15 protein-coding genes are annotated in these 19,255 nt (G+C 46.7%); 1 reads left to right on the plus strand and 14 read right to left on the minus strand.

Annotation, left to right across the window (positions count from 1 at the left end; genetic code table 11):
• Window positions 1-52: 52 nt before the first annotated feature.
• From susR to RIG68_RS14985, 3 genes are all read right to left on the minus strand, one after another.
• On the minus strand, window positions 53-1,639 hold the full coding sequence (susR, locus tag RIG68_RS14975; protein ID WP_350123758.1) for a SusR family glycan utilization regulator: 1,587 nt from the start codon (window positions 1,637-1,639) through the stop codon (window positions 53-55).
• A gap of 272 nt (window positions 1,640-1,911) precedes the next feature.
• Window positions 1,912-2,358, minus strand: a complete 447-nt coding sequence (locus RIG68_RS14980) for a hypothetical protein (protein ID WP_339793510.1) — start codon at window positions 2,356-2,358, stop codon at window positions 1,912-1,914.
• Window positions 2,359-2,726: 368 nt separating this feature from the next.
• A complete protein-coding gene (locus tag RIG68_RS14985) occupies window positions 2,727-3,965 on the minus strand; it encodes a CehA/McbA family metallohydrolase domain-containing protein (protein ID WP_350123761.1) in 1,239 nt (412 codons plus the stop codon).
• 143 nt (window positions 3,966-4,108) lie between these two features.
• Here RIG68_RS14985 and RIG68_RS14990 point away from each other — a divergent pair, with 143 nt between their 5' ends.
• Window positions 4,109-5,674: an ArnT family glycosyltransferase gene (locus RIG68_RS14990; RefSeq protein WP_350123764.1), complete on the plus strand. Its 1,566-nt coding sequence runs from the start codon at window positions 4,109-4,111 to the stop codon at window positions 5,672-5,674.
• 4 nt (window positions 5,675-5,678) lie between these two features.
• On the opposite strand, the gene RIG68_RS14995 is transcribed toward RIG68_RS14990, so the two are convergent.
• The 11 genes from RIG68_RS14995 to RIG68_RS15045 form a co-directional block, all read right to left on the minus strand.
• The gene (locus RIG68_RS14995) at window positions 5,679-6,626 is read right to left on the minus strand and encodes a glycosyltransferase family 2 protein (RefSeq protein WP_350123767.1); all 948 of its coding nucleotides are present in this window, start codon (window positions 6,624-6,626) and stop codon (window positions 5,679-5,681) included.
• A 239-nt stretch (window positions 6,627-6,865) separates the two neighbouring features.
• On the minus strand, window positions 6,866-7,822 hold the full coding sequence (locus RIG68_RS15000) for a glycosyl hydrolase family 18 protein (RefSeq protein WP_350123770.1): 957 nt from the start codon (window positions 7,820-7,822) through the stop codon (window positions 6,866-6,868).
• Between the two features lie 111 nt (window positions 7,823-7,933).
• Window positions 7,934-8,347, minus strand: a complete 414-nt coding sequence (locus RIG68_RS15005) for an ATPase (RefSeq protein ID WP_350123773.1) — start codon at window positions 8,345-8,347, stop codon at window positions 7,934-7,936.
• A 20-nt stretch (window positions 8,348-8,367) separates the two neighbouring features.
• Window positions 8,368-8,790 carry a hypothetical protein gene (locus RIG68_RS15010; RefSeq protein ID WP_350123776.1) on the minus strand — a complete coding sequence of 141 codons (423 nt, stop codon included), beginning with the start codon at window positions 8,788-8,790 and terminating at the stop codon, window positions 8,368-8,370.
• Window positions 8,791-8,834: 44 nt separating this feature from the next.
• Window positions 8,835-9,539, minus strand: coding sequence for a helix-turn-helix transcriptional regulator (locus RIG68_RS15015; RefSeq protein WP_350123779.1), 705 nt, complete (start codon window positions 9,537-9,539; stop codon window positions 8,835-8,837).
• An 87-nt stretch (window positions 9,540-9,626) separates the two neighbouring features.
• Complete coding sequence (gene pgi, locus RIG68_RS15020; RefSeq protein ID WP_350123781.1) at window positions 9,627-11,279, minus strand: glucose-6-phosphate isomerase; 1,653 nt, start codon at window positions 11,277-11,279, stop codon at window positions 9,627-9,629.
• A 197-nt stretch (window positions 11,280-11,476) separates the two neighbouring features.
• Window positions 11,477-12,643: a pyridoxal phosphate-dependent aminotransferase gene (locus RIG68_RS15025; RefSeq protein ID WP_350123784.1), complete on the minus strand. Its 1,167-nt coding sequence runs from the start codon at window positions 12,641-12,643 to the stop codon at window positions 11,477-11,479.
• Between the two features lie 224 nt (window positions 12,644-12,867).
• Window positions 12,868-14,295, minus strand: a complete 1,428-nt coding sequence (locus tag RIG68_RS15030) for an amidohydrolase (RefSeq protein WP_350123787.1) — start codon at window positions 14,293-14,295, stop codon at window positions 12,868-12,870.
• Window positions 14,296-14,871: 576 nt separating this feature from the next.
• Entirely contained in the window at window positions 14,872-15,144 is a 273-nt protein-coding gene (locus RIG68_RS15035; RefSeq protein WP_350123790.1) for a YtxH domain-containing protein, read from the minus strand.
• 136 nt (window positions 15,145-15,280) lie between these two features.
• A complete protein-coding gene (locus RIG68_RS15040) occupies window positions 15,281-17,752 on the minus strand; it encodes an ABC transporter permease (RefSeq protein ID WP_350123793.1) in 2,472 nt (823 codons plus the stop codon).
• Window positions 17,753-17,913: 161 nt separating this feature from the next.
• Entirely contained in the window at window positions 17,914-19,143 is a 1,230-nt protein-coding gene (locus RIG68_RS15045) for an RNA polymerase sigma factor (RefSeq protein ID WP_350123795.1), read from the minus strand.
• Window positions 19,144-19,255 lie beyond the last annotated feature (112 nt).

The raw sequence follows: 19,255 nt of genomic DNA on the forward strand, positions 1-19,255 counted from the left end.
ATAATGAATTTCAGGGCTGGGCATAGCGGGATGGCTTATTCTGGCGGTGACGCTATATGTCTATGATAGATTCTTCAAAAGTTTCGGGGTCAACGGCCTTATTCTTAAGCCGAGTTTTGTAGGTGTAGATCGTGTTAATGGAGTAATTCAGTAAGCGAGCTATTTGATTGTTGTCGTTGATGCCGAGTCTCAAAAGAGCGTATATCCGGATTTCAGGGGTGAGTAACTTCATATGTGAATCTAATTGCTCATCTTTTTTCAGCAGGCCATTGAGCTTCTCTATAAAGTCAGGAAAGAGGTTGAGAAACATATCATCGAAGTTCTTGTAAAGCAGCTCCCGCTCTTTGAAGGAATTAATGTTGTCCGTGATCTCTGAAAGGTCGTCAAACTTTCTTTGACTTAGTTTTCGGTTGATAGAGGTCACTAGCTTTTCTGTTTTGAACAGGTGCTCCGAAATAAGGTTAAAAAACTGTCCAATATAAGCCTCTTTGATTTTGTTGGATTCTTCCAGCTTGTGATTGGTATTGAACAGTGATTCGTTGGCGGTGTCGAGGTTTCGCTTTGATATCCGAAGTTTACGGAGCTGCCGGAAAATGATAAATAGGAACAGCCCCAGGGCAATCACCAGCAGGGTGATGATGTAGGAGTAGTTGATGACCCTTGTGTTTCTGCTTTCCAGCTCCTGGTACTGTTTTCCCTCGATAATTGGAAGTATGTCTGATACCTCTACTTTTCGAAGCCGGGACGAGTAGAAGTTGGCGTCGTCGAGGGCTTGTTTGATAAACAGAGAGGATCGACGCAAGTCACCCTTCCTGAAAAGGCTTTCTGCCAACTCCCTCATAGAAACGTTCTCCTTTACAGCACCTCTGATATCATTTATGGCTGAGAGTGCTTTGTAGTAGATGGCTTTTTCAGGGAATTTTTCATCAAAAACGACCCCCATATCATACGACCTCATGGCCAGCTGATGGTGAGTCAATTTAAAGTTTTTGACCATTGAGAGGTACACTCTTTCTGTCTCTTCGAAGTCGCCTTCCGCCTGACTGATCTGGATGCGAATAAAATGAGAGCGAAGGGAGGACTGCGAATGAAGCGCCAATTCCCTGGTCATATAGTCTCTGCTTCTTTGCTGGTAGATTTTGGCGTAATAAAAATCCTTTACGAAGTAGGCCATGAAATCGTAGAGCCTTGTGGTGACCGAATAGAACTCACTTCGGATGCTATCAGGAACGTTGGTCAGGTCTACCGCCTCCAGGGTGTCGGCAGCCTCCTTCAGCAGTCCGCCCGACTCCAGCACAAAAGCTGTTTTGATGCGAGCGGTTTGAATACACTCAAAAGATCCGATTTGATAGGCGAGGTCAGAGAGTTTGAGTGAATAGAAAAATGCGGAATCGTATTGGAAGGACTTGTATTGATCCACTATGTGCCAGCATGCCCTGTATTTGTCGCTGAGACTGCTTGATTTACTGAGAGAGGATTTATAGGCGTCTAAGGTGCTCAACTTCTTTTGTATATACGACTCTTTAATCGCAATTTCTCCCTCAAGTACTGTTAAAATACTATCGGTATTCAAAAGGGGAACCTCTTGGGAGAAAGCGAGATAGGGAACAAAAAATGCAATTAAGAGGTACTTTTTCATTGAGTTAACCTATCATAAAAGGCAGTTGAATTTCCTTGTCAGAGAGGTGGCTGCCTCGGAGTTGCGTCCATGGCAGCACTGGTTTCTGGTAAGGTATTTCTCCTCTTTTAGAAAATTAACTCATTTTAAGCTTTTTTCAGGACAAAAAAATGACCGGAGATATAAAACCCCCGGTCAACCCTACAAACCTTTCGGGTGCTTTCCCGAAATGATGTGGAATGATACTTTATAATTTATCGTTGCGGCGAAGCAATCGAAAAATCTTTTGCTGCCTAGCTGGCCATTTTCGGCATTCTTTCTATTTGAGATTTATCTGAAACCGTATAGTTAATCAATATTGTTTTGTCTGAACACTGGAGAATGGCATCGTCTTTTAAAATTGCCTCGCTGATAAACCGGGTTGCTCCAATAATTACTTGAGAACCGCCTTCCACCGAAATAAACTTCACTTCTTTGCAATTGAGCTTACTGAAGTCCAGGCGACAGTTGCCTGAGGCATTTTTTACTGTGAGTTTCCGGCAGATGCCGTTAAATGAAACGGCGCCGGTCCCTGCGATATCAAATTCGACGGCGCCCTTTGGATTGTAAATCATGCCAGCCAAATCGAACTGACCGTTGGCTATGAATTCTACGTCGCCAAAATTTCCTATAAGAAGGTCGCTGCTTTTGCTGTCGCCTTCGAACTTCATTGTTCTGCTGTTTGAGTAGGGTTGTATCATAATGTATCAGTTTGTAGGTACAGGGATGAATGGTAAAGCGACTGAGATTGTGAGCTTCGAAATTTAATCCTCGTATTTTACCATACAGCTGTTGAATATTATGAAATTACCTATAGGGGAAGGAAAGGGAAAAAAGTGATTGCCGAATATAGAAATATTTAACCCTTTAAATGCATAACAATCTGGTTGTCAAACAAATAGATTGTTTTTGATTGCCTCATGATATAGATATAATATAGCCGTGGAAATCCGGTTTTCTCACCGGATTCTATTAGTGGAGTACCCGAATGGGATGAGGCAACTGCTTTGGGTTGCTCCTTTTTATTCCAGAGCTGATGAGAATTGTAGTGTAGGTTTTTTTCAGACAGCTAGTATGCTTCTGATGGGAAGTTGTTCCCATCCCAACCTGAGTAAGCCATTCTCCTTCGGGTGAGCCGGTAGGGGAGGATAAGATAAATGACATAGGCCCAGCCAGTTAAAAGAACAACACCCAAAAAGCGAAACAGCAACGTGGCTGATGCATTGATGGTTGTTTCGGATACTTTGAATGGCATATCACTATAGCGGAACACAGGGTTGAGGTAGAGAGATGTGCCGTCTGCGTAACTCACAACTGCTCTTACATATTCGTCACCCGGTGCCAGGGTATAACTGGCTACTGAACTGCCGGATGTTTTTGATAATTCAGAGCCATTTTTCCCAATAAAAGTAATTTCATCAGCTATTTCACTCACTTGAAGAGAGATGGTGTCATGAACAACCTGGAGACAGATCAACTGAGGAGCGTTTCCAATCCTATGCGCTTTTTGAGCCAGCGTTTCATTCTCCATTTTCATCAAACTCATGCCATAGCTGTTACCAGTTCTTAAGGCATTAAACAAATTGTCTTTGTTTACCTCCGCTACATTCACCACAGTACAAAATCGCCCCAGACTGGAGGTTTTGAAAACGTTGTGTATATCGTCGTTGCCAACAACGAAAACGGGTTTGCCTGCCGACAAGGCGGCATCCCAATGATCGAACGATTGGGCAGCCGGATTGAGTACCTCCATACACCGGTAGCCTTCCAGGTATTGGAGGTCGCTTGTGGCGAAACCGCTGCGGATGGCAGGGTGATTGAGAACAACCAGCGTTTCCGGATTCTGCGATAGTTTATTGAGCAGCCATTGCTTGTTCCAGAGCGTCTGCGGCATAATATAGTCGAGCCACGTTACTTTTTCGTCACCAAGTACCTGATAGTGCGTTTTTTTTACATTGTAACCATGCTCATAGGCTGGGATGTAGTTGGAGCTGCCTGCTTGGAACTTGTCGATGGCATGATACTCTGACACGGAATGGAAGGCGTAACCCAGCGAGTCATAGGCTTTCCATATATCCTCAGCTGTTCCATTACCATTAGTGAAGCCGTGCCAGGCATTTGAGTGAGCATGCAAATTGGCTTTTTGCCAATGCAATGAGTCAGCCTTTGCATACGGATTGTAAATATTGGGGCCAGAAAATGATGTGGGTTCCTGAAAGTTGAATCGTGGACAGAATAGAAATTGCTGGACAGACAGCGTGAAAAAAAATGTCAGGAGTACGAGAAGCGTGTTTCGAAGAACCTTCATTCTGCGAAGTTCCGCATCGTTTGTTTCCAGACTACGAACAAAAGAATATGAAAAAATTAATTTGAGAATCGGCGTGTTAAGCTCTTGTGAAGTTCGGCCTGTGTCTTACCAACATAGGTGCCCTGTAGCCTATCTTTAGCACTATGAAGAACAGACTTTGGGTAATTGTGATGGCGGGATTGCTGAGCTATGGCTGGAATTTCTGGGGAACCTCTATTTACTTTCTCGACGAGGCCAAGAATGCGCAGTGTGCTGCAGAAATGTTGGAAACAAGAGATTTTTTCGTCCCCAGATTTAACGGCCAGTTTCATGACAAGCCCGTGCTCCAGTACGTTTTTATGATGGGTGCCTATCAGTTATTCGGCATCAATTCGTTTTCAGCCAGGTTGTTTTCTGTTCTTTTTGGTGTTTTAATGCTGATAGTTGTTTTTCAGTTTGTGAAAAAACTACTCGGTGAAAAAGTAGCTTTCTACGCCGCTCTCATTCTTGCAGCCTCGCTTCAGATGTCGTGGCAGTTTCGCATGGCGGCCCCGGATCCTTATTTGCTGTTCCTTCTTACCCTTGGCATGTTGTCGTTTTTCTATGGCTACCAAACTCACAAGAGCACATATCTCTACGTGTTCTACCTCTGCATAGGTCTCGGGTTTGTGGCCAAAGGACCAATTGCCTATGCCTTACCGGGTCTGTCTGTTGTTGTTTTTTTGTTGCTCAATAGAGACTTCAGCTGGCAAAGGATTGTGTCACTCAGGGCTTTCGAAGGTATTGTACTGTCGCTGGCGATTGGTCTGCCATGGTATGTAGGCACGGGGCTGGCTACCAACTGGGAATGGCCTGAGTACTTTTTCATTACGCACAACATTTCCAGGTATACAAGCACCTTCGAAGGTCATCATGGTTTCCCGTTCGATGGCGTTGTGATAGTGATTGCAGCACTACTTCCGCTGTCGGTATTTTTGCCTCAGGCTTTTTTTGTTGGCTGGAAGGAAAGGAAACAACAGCCGTTTCTGCTGTTTTCTATCAGTGTCTTCATAGCTGTTATCGGCTTTTTCTTCTTTTCGCAGACGGTGCTGCCAAGCTACCCGGCGCCATGTATGCCGTTTGTGGCCGTTTTGCTAGGCTATTTCCTGGTAAAGGTGGAAGAAGAGAAGGGCTGGCAGCGATTCAGACCAATTTTTAATGCGTTTGTTTACCTCATTATTTCCATCGCACTGCCCGTTGCGGCATGGATAGCCTTCCAAAACATCCCGGAGCTTAAGCAGCTGTCTCCTGGCTATTCGCTGGTATTTGTGATTGCTTCCCTGGGTGGTGTGCTCGGTCTCTGGTTTATACATCAGAAGAAGATGGCGAGCGCCTTGTATAGCTACACGGCTTCATTTGTTGTTCTCCTGATGCTTGTTTTTCAGTTTCCTATGCCGGCGGTAGATCGGCTAAACCCGGTAGCGAATAGCCTGGCCTTAATTAAAGGCTATGACATGCCCGTGGTGCACTATCGAAGAATCAATCCCGCCTATGTATTCAATCTTCACCGAATTGTCCCTGATCTGCACAACGAGGAGGAACTGGATGATTTCATTAAAGCGCATGGTTCAGTCATTGTGATTTCCGCCGAGAAGGAGTGGAGGGATGTGAGAAGAACGGACATGAAGCAAGTATTTGAAGGAAGGTACCTTTTCGAGCCGCCAACGGCCATTATAATGGTCAAAGAATAGGAGATCACTCCACAATCTCTTCAATGTGGTAAAAGGGTCGTTGCTTGGTTTCAAGATATATTCGTGAAATGTACTCTCCAATTATGCCTAATGAAAGCAGTTGGATTCCCCCCAGGAAATAGATGGGAAGGGTAATGGAAGCCCAACCAGGCACGTTTTTATCGGCGATGACCACGTAGACTACCCATAAAGCTGCCAGTAAACTGCCAGCAAACACGATTATCCCAACATTGGTGATGATTTTTAAAGGATAGTTGGTGAATGACGTGATGCCATTTGCCGCCAGCTTCATCATTTTCCAGAGTGGGTATTTTGACTCTCCTCCGTTTCTTTTTTTTCGGCTATAAGTAACGGAACTGGAAGGGTAACCCATCTGCGGAAAAACACCTCTTAAGAACAGATTGACCTCTTTGTATTTGCTAAACTCTTTTAGAACCGTGTTGGAAACCAGCCTGAAATCTGCATGATTGTCTATAATGGGGACGCCCATTTGCTGCATCAGTTGATAGAAAAGTGAGGCGGTACCCTTTTTGAAAAGAGTATCGCTGTCCCGGTTACTTCGTACCCCATACACAATTTGCTTCCCGTTGCAGAAATGACGGACCATTTCTGGCATCACCTCTATATCGTCCTGAAGATCTGCGTCGATGCTGATGCAGCAATCCACCTTGTCGGTCACGTAGTGCAGGCCAGCCAGCAAGGCTGCTTGATGGCCAACATTGTGGGCCAGTTTGATGATGCGGGTATTCTTGTCTCGCCGGGTTTGAATAGGGCTGTAAGTGTTGTCGGTGCTGCCATCGTCCACCAAAACAATATAGCTGTCTGGTGAAATTTGTTTTTCTGACACCATTGTCTTCAAAATGGCCCGCAACGTCGAAAGAGAGTCAATGATGACGTCCTGCTCATTGTAGCATGGAACCACGATGGCCAGTATTGGTTGCGAAGGAGTCATTGATCGGAGACAATCGGAATACTTAACCCAACAATGTTATGAAATACTCAAACGGATGTATTGACCTGATTTTGAAGAAATTGTTAAGAAATCATTCAGTTGGGGGTGTGGGGTGTATAATAGGATACTGTGTCTATTAGGGTTCTGATGCAACCTTATCCAAGCCCTGAAAGGGCCCGGGCGGAGTGAAATATCTGTAGGGTTAGGTGAAGACCCATTCTGAAATTCTGGTACGTGATCTATTTAGCCGCCTTATTAATCACCCTCAACAATGACTTCGAACCCTTGGCATCACCTTGAATCTGCCAGATCATGATGCCGGAAGCCTTTTCCTTAGCCAAAGTCACCTTCTTTTTCATGGTAGGGATGCCATTGTAATAGAGAATCTTCCCATCAGGCATTGTCCATTCATCTTTCAGCTCTGATCCTTCGAACGTCTCCACAATCTTGCCGTAGCTCATGCTGATCGCTTTGGAAGTAAGCTCCGGGCCATAGCCGTAGCCATAAAACGGAACCCCAAGCGTCATTTTACCTTTTGGCACCTGGCGATCTTCTCCAAAATAGGTTAGATCGTCCACTGCGTGCTCATACAAGGCATGAGGGCCTGGTTTCTCCGGCCGCCAGGGGCCAGTGCGGTCGTAGCTCATTACATTGACAAAGTCGAACTGGGCAATCGCTTTGTCGGTAAGCTGGTCTTTGTAGTACACGGCAATGGCCGCTGTCATTAGTTTGTTTTTTGCCCTGAGCGCCTGCCCCAACTCAGTGACGAACGCTTCATAGTTTTCATCTATATTGGCGCTTTCGAGGTCGACGTCCAGCCCGTCCAGTCCATATTTGGTTACCTGCATCACGAGTGACTCAATGAATTTGCTCCTCTGGCCATCTTCAAGCAGGGCCTGGTACTGCGGCTGGTGGCTACCGCCCCCGATGGAAAAGAGTACTTTTACATTGCGTTTGTGAGCTGCTTCAACGAACGGGACCAAGCCGGATAAATCATTGACAAAGTTCCCTTCCGTGTCTGGATTTAGAAACCATAGGTTCACGTGGGTGAGTTGTTTGAACGGAACGGTTTTCACCTCCCCAGTTTGCGCCGCTTGTAGCGAATAGTAGCCAACTACCCTGAATTCACTCTGAGCGCTGGCGATTGTGCTGAGGAGCAAGAACTGTAGAAACAAGACAAATGAGTTTACTCGCATAGCTAGAGGATGTTATTTTTCCGAAGGTAGGGTTTCCCTTCAAATGAACCGGCCTACAATACGTCAATGGTAAGGTGGGGGTAGGGAATGGTGATCAATGAAAACAATAAATCATAGTGAAGCAATGCGGTCCCCTACTTTGTCAATGACAACAGCCCAGTGAGTCTTCATTTCTGCTCTTTGGCTTTCGCTGATCAACTGATCCTGATGAAACGAAATAGTTGACTTTTTACCCGCAGGAATAACCCTGATCTGCAACATAGAAAAATGTTCCCAGCCAGGTTTCTTCCATTTCATGCGCAAATGAGACCCTTCTTTCAAAGTAGTAACAAGCCCTTCCATCCCCTCCGGGCTGTTGACAGACACTTGAAAGGGAAGTTCGCTTACGTCCCCAAACCAAAGCCGAACACCTTCTCCCGAAAGGAGGAAGGCCCAAAGCCTCGCAGCCTCTACAGGGAGTGTTTTCCGAACGCCGATCTGAAAACCAGCGTCTTTAGTTAGTCCTACGGGCGTGCGTTTACTCATATCCTTTGTGCAAAGCTCATTCAGCTAGCAAGCAAACTTTCAACCCTGGGAGACAGCACATCGCTCCATTTTGACTGAGAGTGCTTAAATCGCTCGCTTACTTCCATAAAGTTTTCAATGGTAATGCTGAGTTCAGTCTCATTGCCAATGTCGGATAACTCATAGGTAATGTGGATGTAGTTCTGTGGGACGTTGGCCAGTCCGGCATTGGCATCAAAAGTGGAAAACTTAACCCTGACACCTTTCTCATATTCGAGGATGTCTCCAGACCTGAAGGTTGCGCATCTTTCGAGTGAATCAGCCGCTTCATCCGTGCTCAGTTTAGCCATCTCACAATTGTTAGCATATTGGTCGATCAGGGTAGGGCAGACGAGCGACTGCCAAACATTTGAAACAGTGTTCGGGATGCGGTAGGTTCTTTTAATGGTAAGGCTGTGGTTCATTTCTTTGCTATTTATATTCAAAGAAATTCCTCCTACTGACAACCCTATGTCATCGGATTTGAAAAACTTTCAGGAAGATCTTTTATGTAGTCATCCAGGTTGATGTGATCCGGTTTTTTGAAGGGCTTTGTCGTGCATTCAAGCTTTTTTATTCGCACTACCCTAAAGTCCCGATAGTCGTTTCTTTTCCAGCACCAGGCGATCATGTGCCAGTCGAACATGTAGAACAAAAGACCAACAGGCTCCACCTCTCTGGTGCTGGTTTCAAGCCCTTTGTTTTCGTACGTCATTTTAAGCACCTGCTTGCTGCTGATAGCCGTTTGAATGATGGTGAGATACTGCGTATCAAGCATGTCGTGGTGCCACTTAAGTACTCTGGTTTGCTCGTGCAGATGATCCACACCTTCCTTCTGGCTTCCCTTTAGTACTGCCTTTACTTTTTCGACGGCCGTTTTGCTGTGGCTGATGATGGATTTGTCGGTAAACTGATCAGCCAGCGAAGCCATGAGTATCAACGCATTGGCTTCTTCATTGGTAAAGGAAACGGGAGGGAGGAAATAGCCGTCGGTAATAAAGTATCCCTTGTTGGGTTCGAAGCCCAGGGGCAGGCCCATGTCAGAAATTGCCCGCAGGTCACGAAATACTGTTCGCTCACTTTTGTCGAACTTCTCGGCCAGCTGCTGAAGTGAGGTGTATTTTCTGGATTGGATATAAGTAACTACCCCAAAAAGCCGGTCTATTCTGTTCATAGCTATGAAAAAGTGAACGACAATTTAGGAATTTATCTTACCCCCTGCAATGCAAATATTGCCTGTAAATAGCGGCTAAGGAGACAGTTATTCCTTCAGTCCCTTATATGCATTAATCAGCCCGTTGGTAGACGAATCGTGGCTGGTAACCGCACTACCGTTGAGTAGCTCTGGTAGAATCTGATTGGCCAATTGTTTGCCCAATTCTACTCCCCACTGATCGAAGCTGTACACGTTCCAGATGATGCCCTGAACGAAGATTTTGTGCTCATAAAGGGCAATCAGCGACCCAAGCGCCCTCGGTGTTAGCTTCTTCATCAGGAAGCTGTTGGTAGGTCGGTTGCCTCTGAAAATCTTGTAAGGGGTCAGCGCTTCAATATCTTCATCCGATTTGCCGGCCTTTTTCAATTCAGCAATGACCTCTTCTCTGGTTTTTCCAATCATCAATGCCTCTGTTTGAGCAAAGAAGTTGGAGAGAAGCTTTTCCTGGTGGTCTCCCAAAGGGTTTTGGCTGTTGGCCGAAGCAATGAAGTCGCATGGGATCAGCTTCGTGCCCTGGTGGTAAAGCTGATAAAAAGCGTGCTGACCGTTGGTGCCGGGCTCTCCCCACACAATGGTGCCTGTTTCGTAGTTCACGTCCTTCTCATCACGCCCTACCGACTTGCCATTGCTCTCCATTTCACCCTGCTGCAGGAATTGCGCAAAGCGGTGCATGTATTGGTCGTAGCATAGAATAGCCTGACTTTCTGCTTCAAAGAAGTTGTTGTACCACACACCAATCAAAGCAAGTATGGTGGGCAGGTTTTCCCCATGCGGAGCATTGAGGAAGTGATTGTCCATGGCATGAGCCCCCTCGTGCAGCTCCATAAAGTTGTCGAACCCAATGGCACAGGCGATGGACATACCAATGGCCGACCAAAGTGAGTAACGGCCACCTACCCAATCCCAGAACTTGAACATGTTCTCTTCGGCAATACCAAACTGCACCACCTTCTCTGTGTTGGTAGAAAGGGCGATGAAGTGGTTGCGTACGTATTTTTTGTCTTTACAGGCGGCCAGCAACCAGTCTCTTGCAGATTCTGCATTGGTGATTGTCTCCTGAGTAGTAAAGGTCTTAGAAGCAACTATAAACAGGGTAGTTTCTGGGTCTACCTTCTTGAGTGTCTGCAGTAAATGTGTACCGTCCACGTTCGATACGTAGTAGCTTTCGATGCCCTCTACCTGATAGGGTTTTAGTGACTCGGTGACCATGTAGGGGCCCAAATCAGAACCTCCAATGCCAATATTGACAACATGCCTGATAGCCTTGCCAGAAAATCCTTTCAGTTCACCCGCATGTAGTTTTTCGGTGAAGGTCTTCATTTTTGCCAGCTCTGCATTCACGTCTTCCATCACGTTGTGCCCGTCAACAATAATAGGTGTATTGCTTCGGTTGCGCAGGGCCACATGCAGAACAGAACGGCTTTCCGTTACGTTGATACACTCACCTGAATACATCTGTCTCTTGGCATCCTGTAGTTTTACCTGGTCGGCAAGCTCCAAAAGCAGGTTGAGTGTTTCTTCAGTGATGATGTTCTTGGAGAAATCAAAAAGAAGGTCTTCGAACTTCAAATGGAATTTATCGAATCGGGAAAAATCCTTTTTAAAAAGATCCTTCATCTGTACTGGTTCCATCTGACCAAAATGGGCCTGAAGTTTCTTCCAGGCGTCAGTGGTGGTGGGGTTTATCTTAGGGAGCATTTTTTGTCAATAGTCAAAAAAACAGAGGCAAACATTGCGATAATTCCAGTGATTTTCAACTGCCGCCGCAATCGCATATAGCGCAAAGTGCCTTTATGTGTCATCGAAAACGTTTGAAATGACTTAAAAAAAACTGAAAAAAGATTGAATGTGGCAGGGCAGATTGCCCGCCGCACAGTTATATGCAAATTTTTCAGCTACACCACCTGGGCCAGGGCCTTGTTGAAAGCCTCCATTTCGTCTTTGCGCCCTATGCTCACCCGGCACCAGTCCTGATTTTTAAAATTCCAGGATCTTACCAGCACGCCTTTTTCTTTCATGCGGCTGAGAAAAGTGCTGCCATTCATGTCGATGGGGAACATGGCAAAGTTGGTGAAAGAAGGGATGACGCTGGCACCAACGGCCTTCAGGCCTTTGTATAGCAGCTGTTTGGATTCTTCTGTTTGCTGAACACTCATGCTTAGGAACGCTTTATCATCCACCGAAGCTGTCGCTGCCAGAACCGCTGGTCTGGATAGGTCAAACCCGCCGGTGGAGAATGGTTTCATTTTGGCCAGCAGGTCTGGCTTGGCCACGCAATAGCCCACCCTTAAGCCTGCGAATCCATGCACCTTGGAGAAGGTTTTGCAAACAATGACATTCTTGCCTTGCTGCACACAGGAAATCGTACTCGCTGTCAACCCTTCAGGGTGATAGTCGATATAAGCTTCGTCAACAAAAACAGGAGCTTTGCTGCTAATGGAATTACAGAAATCCCTCATCTCCTGTCCCGATACCTGGGTGCCAGTAGGATTCATTGGGTTCACTGTATACACCAGTGATGTTTTTGCATTTACGGCGTCGGCCATTTTGCCCAGTTGTTGTTTCAGACCGCTGTCGACGTCAACCTTCACCAGCTTGCCTCCCACACCTTCGGCGTATTTTGGCAGGCTGTCGAAAGTAGGATGAGAAATCACGATCTCACCGCCTTTCATCCCAAAGGCAGCACCAGCGGCCATTAGCAGTTGAGTGGAGCCGGCGCCAAGCAAAATATGATCTTCTGAAACACCCTCGTACGCAGCGATTTTTCTTTGTAGTTCTGCTCTTTCGTCGAAAGGATACATGTAGCTGTCTTTCAACGAAGCTGTGATAGCAGCTTTCGCTTTTTCCGAAGGGCCGAACGGGTTCTCGTTGGCAAAAAGCCTTGCTTTTACGCCTTCTTGCCCCTTGAAATAATAGAATGCCCTTTCTTCATCCGTCATCGAAAGGAACTCGGCACTGTAAGAGGGAGACTTAGCAAAAAGAGAAGGAATATTGATGAAAGCGGCGGAAGCAGCCAGCGTGCCGGCTTTTAGTGCTTGCCGGCGAGTGAGGGAAGTTTTCATAGGTAGTGTTGTTTGATACAATTTAGGGAATTGTTTTGAACATGTCATGACAGATTACACCTACCAGAACAAAAAGACAAAAACAAAAAAACAATTCTGAAAATCTGAAAGACAACGTCATTTCGAGCGACGATGGAGGGAGAAATCTCCCAGACCTTGCAGCATGTCAGGGGGATTTCTCCCTCACGGTCGAAATGACGGCTTTTTGGCAGCCTTTTTTTGTTTTACTCTTTCCCAATTGGCGGAGGCCCCTCGATCATCGGCGTGTACACATGATCGCCTTTTCTTTCTTTGAATTCTTTTTTCATTGCTTCCACCTTTTTTGGGTCTTCAAACAAGTCAATGGCGGACATAGAAAGGGCCTTGGCTGCATGAATCATTCCCTTGTGGCCAATGGACATTCCGCCGCAAGCCACCACAGCCCATGAGTGCCACGGCGTGCCGTCAGGTGCCGTGGCTACGGTGAGGCGGGCAACAGGCACCACCCAGCTTACGTCACCTACATCGGTAGATCCGCCACCTGGGTGTTCGAGGGTTTCCTCCATGGGCTCTATTTTGCTATTCAGTCCAATTTGTGGCTTTCCTGTAGCCTCCTGAATCTTTTTGGCATAGTCTGTCTCTTCAGCTGTGTATGTGATCGGGCCCAGCAACTCAAGGTTCTTTTGAATAACTGACCCACCACTTCGGTTGACAAGCACTTCGTAAATACCCGACACCAGGTTGATCTTGTAATCAACATTGGCCAGAATAGCTGCACCTTCTGCCATGGCCCTTACCCGCTGGTATACCTCGTTCATTCCTTCTCTTTTGTCGTCACGCACCCTCACCCAAATGCGGGAGTAGTCGGGCACTACATTCACCACCTGGCCACCATCCTGAATGTGGTAGTGGATGCGCACGGTAGGTTTGATGTGCTCCCGGTAGGAGTTGATACCATGTGCGTACAGTTCAAGTGCATCGGAAGCGCTGCGGCCATTCCACGGATCGCCGGAAGCGTGAGCAGCCTGACCAAAAAACTCGACGGTAAAGTCGACCAGGGCCAGTCCGCTTTGCACAGCCGTTTTGGTTTCGGCGCCAGGGTGCCAATCGAGGCAGGCGTCAAGGTCATCGAAAAGACCAGCTTTGGCCATCCATATTTTGCCGAAGAATTTCTCTTCCGCAGGAGTGCCGAAAAATTTGATAGTGCCCTTAAGCTTACCCTGTGCCATCAGGTCTTTTACCGCAACGGCGGCTCCGAGGCTGGCTGTACCAAACAGGTTATGTCCACAGCCGTGGCCCGGCTTGCCTTCATGTAAAGGACTTTTATAAGGTACAGTGTTCTGCGAAAGTCCTGGCAGTGCATCGAATTCACCGAGAATACCGATGACGGGGCTTCCGCTGCCATAGGTCGCAATAAATGCGGTTGGAATGCCGGCTACTCCACGCTCGACTGTGAAGCCGTTGGCTTCCGCATAGTCGGCCAGTAGGTCGGCCGATACCGTTTCCTGAAAAGCGATTTCCTCTGCCGCCCATATTTTGTCGCTGATGGTGGTGAGCTCTGAGGTGCGGCCCTCAATGTCTTTGATGGCGGCAGTTTTGCTCGCACTTAGTTTTTGAGCGTGGGCATTGATGGCAATAGCGCAGGCGAGTAGTAATAGTAATCTTTTGGTCATACAAGAGAAGTTTGGAAGTTGGAAATGGAAAACGAAGGATGATAAGGGTATAGCAAAGTCAATTAAAGAAAAAAAGCGGAAGGTTGGAAGGAGAGTTTTGTTAAAGGCGACCCCGATTCCGCCTGAAGCTTTTAATCGCTCCCAGTTAAAGGCTTAACTGGGTAGGGGTGAAGCGCATGTGTGGGTGGTAGATAAGCGCTTGTGACATAGGTAGTAAAGGCGTTAACAAAGGTGAGACAACGCCTTGTCAGACCTGAGTAAAGGGCTTAACAAGAGACTGCGGTGCGCACCATACCAAGCCAGTGGTAGGCAGCGTAGGTAGTGAGTGGTGCGCAGCAAACGAGTTGATATACTACGCAGTGCAGAAGGCAGCAATGAAGAAGGTTTTGGACGAGGAGCCGTGCGCCTTTAACTAGTATACGAAATTTGGAGCAAAAAAGGTGGATTATATCGGCGTGAGCAGCAGTTTTTGAGCACGGACAACTGAAGCCTGCCAAAACAAAACTTCCCGAAAGTTTTGCCATGTGTTGGCTACTTTCGGGAAGCTGAACTCATTGTCTATAAATGATTTTGACTTTAGCTGTCTTTGCCTACAAGTTTGGCGTCTTCTAATTTCGACGCCCCATTTTTAGAGAGGCGCATGGCTTCTTTACCGACAGTCTCAATTTTGCTAGAAACATTATCGATCACCTTATTGAACTTGGACTCCATCTCATCGAAATAATGATCTCCCTTCTTGCCAATTTTCTTCCTTGTGGCAGTGCCTTTAGCAGGGGCAAACAGTATTCCTAAGGCAGCTCCAATAGATGCACTTACCAATACACTAACTAATACTTTTCCAGCGTTCATAATTTTACGGTTTTGTTACAAATAATTCATTAAAATGGTCAGGCTGTATTATACTTAACGGAAGAAAAGGCCTTTCTGTTATAAATTGAGGCTATTTTATGAACGAGGCAGTCTCAATCCGGCCAGGTATAACGGCTCAATTGGCGTCGAGGGAGTCCAGGGGACTCTTTATCGCCGTTTGCCAACATTTCTCAGCAATGACCAGGGTGGAAATAAAAAGAATAAACAAAACGGGGAAAAGAATCAGCGTCGGGTCAAGCCCGATCCTGAAAGGATAGTCGTCCAGCCACTCTTTGGCACTGAACCATACGATGGGGTTGGAAATGAGGTAGGCGATGAGAATAAGTTTAAGAAAATCGTAGAGCAGAAGCAACATAATATTGTGGGTTGGAGCACCAAGAATTTTTCTGATACCAATTTCCTTAGTTCGTTTCTGCGTTACATAGGAGGCCAGCCCAAACATGCCCATATTAGCGATGACGATAGCGATAATGGCGAAAAAGAAGAACATTTTCAGCATGCCTTCCTCCAGCGCCAGTCGGTTTTCGAAGCCCCTGCTCAGGAAGAAGAAATTGGGAAAATATGCCCCGATTTGAAATTTCATTTCCTGCAAGAAGGTTGATATGTTCTCACTTTGGTTGGGCTGGTAGAACAAGACAAAATCCATGTACGTTCTGTGTCGGAAGCCTGTAACGTAAATTGAGGGAGGTGCAGTAGCCTGTTGGTTTTTGACCACGCCCACTACCATATGGTAGCCACCCCGGGAGTCAATGGTTTGCCCTATTGCCATTTCCGGGTCGCCGAAGCCTAGTGCTTTGACGGCAGATTCATTCACCACCAAAGAGTTGAAGTCGTCACCCATATTTCTGAAGTTACGCCCAGCCCGGAAAACTGATGAGGAGTCTTTCCAGTACTGATGGTCAATCACATATAAATTAAAGGTGGTGTCTTTTAGGCCGGGAAAGAGCTTTGCATAAATACCGTCTTCTTGTTTTTCTACCGGTGCCAGGCCCGAAATGGCCTGCATTGTTTTGATTTTGCCCTGGTAGAGATTTGAAATATGTATGCCCCTGATGCCCTCGCCTCTGTTGTGAAGTATAAAACGGTCGACTTGATTGGTGAACTCCGCATTTGCGCCCGGCAGCCCGGGAAATACGCCGCTCATTTTGATCTCACGTGAGGTGCCACCGCTTCTTTCTATATAATCCAGCTGCAGATAGACAATATAAACAGCCGAAAGGAAGATGATAGAGGAGGTTAGTTGGAAGATCAGCAGGGAGCGGATAATGCTGCTTCCTTTGCTAAGGTTGCCTGAGTTGATCATGCTAGTCTTGCCTCTGAGAGAGTCGATTGGATTGAGTGACGACAAGTGAAAGGCCGGATAGGCGCTGGATAACAGGGTGCTCACCAGGATAAGCAGAATAAGAAAGAGAACAAACACTGCCATGTTGGAATATCCCACTGGCGGGTAGCTGATGTTGGTATACATCACAATCAACTTAGTGCCAAACAGAAAGAAAAAGATGCTGAGCAAGCCTGCCAGGGTGTTAGTGAGCAATGCCTCACCCACAAAGGTGAGCGTGAGTTGTGTGGGTGTGATACCAAGCAACTTTCTCACACCAATTTCCTTTGCCCGTTCTATGCTATTGATGATGGCGTTGTTGACATAGTTGGTGCAGGCAAGCACAACAATGATGACCGCAATCACAGCCAGAAAGACGAGTAAGGTGGGACTGATGCCGTCTTCGGGCTCATTGGAGATTTCTGTTGACAGATGAATGTCCTCAATCGGGCGGAGGAAAATCCCTTTTTCGTAAGTTTCCATTTCTGCGGAAGACCCCGGGGAAGTGGCCGCCTTTTCAATAGATGAAACATCAAAATCTGGCGACACAAGAACGTAGGTATAAACAACCTCTGATTTTTGTATGCCGGGATTGTCCATGCCGGCGGCCGGGGAGCTTAAAGAGGCCAGTAGATCAAATTTGAGGTGGGTTTTCTCAGGCCTGTCGTCGAATACACCTCTTATGACATAGGTTTGTTCGAAAAACCCCGCCGCAGCCGAAACAAACTCCTGGCCGACAATGGAAGTGTTGTTTTCCATTTGTTGGGGAAAGATTCTTTTTGCCAGTGTGGCCGAGAGCAGCAAGGTGTTGGGGGCTGCGAGCGCTGAATCCCGATTGCCCTGGAGCAGCGTCAGTGAAAGTACATCCAGTATGGAGCGGTCGGCGTAGTAGGCCTTTTCAACAAATACACTGAGGGCAAGGGAATCATGTTTCTGGTATTTGAAAAAGGCACTGCCATACTCAGAAAAGGGAAGCAACCGGGCATATCCAGCTATTTCGACGTGGTTATTTGCCAAACGAAGCCCGTCAATCGGAGCGGTGAAGGCATCTCTGACTGTAATCTCGCCTCTTGTAGACGTAGTGGTTTCAACTCGAAAGACGCTTTGGGCTTGGGGAAGCCGGTCATAGAAGAGGTGTGACTGGATATAATTAAAAAGAAAAATACAGGCCGCCATGCCCAGCGTTAGCCCCAGAATATTCAGGTAAGCTGCACCTTTATTGCGCAAAATGTTCCTTACAGAAATAAGGAGAAAGTTCTTAATCATTATGGCAAGTAGTAGGTAAAGAGCCTTTTACGACAAATGACGTGCCATGCAAAAGAATGTATGAATAGGCCACTTGAGAGCAGATTGATCAGGTTGTTGGATGCGGTTTTTGTTCAAATATGTACAGAAAATGTACGGTGGTGCGCTCAGTAAATGGCCAGTTACTTGAGTAAGTCGATACTCCTCTGAATCGTTTGCTTATCGGTCGATGTTTTGGCAAGTGCAAGTGCCCGCTCAAGGTGAGCCTTCGCTTTAGTGTTATCGATGCCTTTGTAAAGTTCGCCAAGCAGCATAAAGTAGAAGTGATTGTCAATTAGTTTCAGTTTCTCAGCTTCAATGATCGCTACTTCCTTTCCACTGACTTTGGCAAGTGCATAGGTTCTATTCAATGCCGCTATCGGCGAGTACTCCAGTTGCAATAGCTGGTTGTAGAGCTGAAGGATATTTTCCCACTTCTCTTTTGTGTCTTGTTTTATCGTATGCCAGTAGGCAATGCTCGCTTCAAAATGGTATTTAGAAATCCGGGTTCCTTGCGAGGCTTCTTTCAGATAGATAGCGCCGCTGGTGATCAGCTCCTGGTTCCAAAGTGTTTCGTCCTGATTTTGATATAATACCAGCTCTCCATTTTGCCCTTTCCGGGCCTTTAGTCTGGAGGCGTGGAAACACATGAGCGCCATCAGTGCATTGACGGGCGGTGTATTGGTTCGAGGGTTTGCTATGAGCAATCGACAGAGCCTCATCGCTTCCTGGCAGAGCTCTTCCTGCACCACAGCTTCCTTGCTCTCTGAGTAGTAGCCCTCATTAAACAGCAGATACAATGTGGTGAGTACTGCATCTATCCGGTTGTTGATCTCGTTTTCTCCGGGGAATGCTATCGGTATCTTCTCTATTCTCAGCTTCTCCCTTGCCCTGAACAACCGCTTGTTGGTGGTTTCTTTACTGGTTAAAAAGGCATTGGCGATTTCATCGATGCCAAAGCCACAAAGGATTCGGAGCGCCAAACCAATTTGCGACTCAACGGGGATGGCCGGATGGCAAATGGCAAACAACATTTGCAGCTGGCTGTCGGCAATGTTTTGGTCTGATAGGTCGATATCAATTTCTGCTGTTGTCACCTCCGAGGGAGTCAAATTAGGCTTGACCTTATCCGTGAAAATATGCTGACGGGTGAGGTGGTTTTTTGCTTTGTTTTTGGCCACTGCATACAACCAGGCGGTGGGATTTTCAGGAATCTTGTTGTAAGTCCAGGTTTCAATGGCCAGCATGAACGTTTCGCTGGCAATGTCTTCGGCCACTTCGATATGGCCGGCTCCGAAGCGCCTGCAAAGCACAGCGGTGATTTTGCTGAACTCAGTCCGAAACAGGTGGGGAATTAGCTCCTGGTGGGTCATTGATCAATAAGTGGAGTGTAGAGCATGGTGTATCGACTATGTGGTGGGACCAGCGGAGGCTGGGGGGGCCGCCGGCGTGGCCCCGGCCGGGGCGGGGGGGGGGGGGAGGGTA

Source organism: Imperialibacter sp. (assembly GCF_040222385.1).
Lineage (GTDB): Bacteria > Bacteroidota > Bacteroidia > Cytophagales > Cyclobacteriaceae > Imperialibacter.